A 275-nucleotide genomic window follows, 5' to 3' on the forward strand; every position below is an offset into this window, starting at 1 on the left:
AGACACGACGACCTTGCTGACGTTTCGCGTAGTTTACCACAATGCGGCGTTGACCACGCTCAACAAATACAACAAAGAACGTCACTGCAAATACTAATACTGCAACCAACAGCAACACGAGGAAGTGCAGGTCGCCTTGACGCGCTTGCTCGATAGTATGGGCAATGGCTGGCGGGAGTCCCGCGACAATACCGGCGAAGATAATGATTGAAATACCGTTGCCGATACCTCGTTCAGTAATCTGTTCGCCCAACCACATCAGGAACATGGTTCCT

At 50.5% G+C, this 275-nt stretch carries 1 pseudogene; it reads right to left on the reverse strand.

What is annotated here, in order from left to right:
• A pseudogene (locus tag KI369_RS30035) lies at nucleotides 1-275 on the reverse strand (preprotein translocase subunit SecY); the annotation flags it as partial.

Source organism: Bacillus sanguinis (genome assembly GCF_018332475.1).
GTDB classification, from domain to species: domain Bacteria; phylum Bacillota; class Bacilli; order Bacillales; family Bacillaceae_G; genus Bacillus_A; species Bacillus_A sanguinis.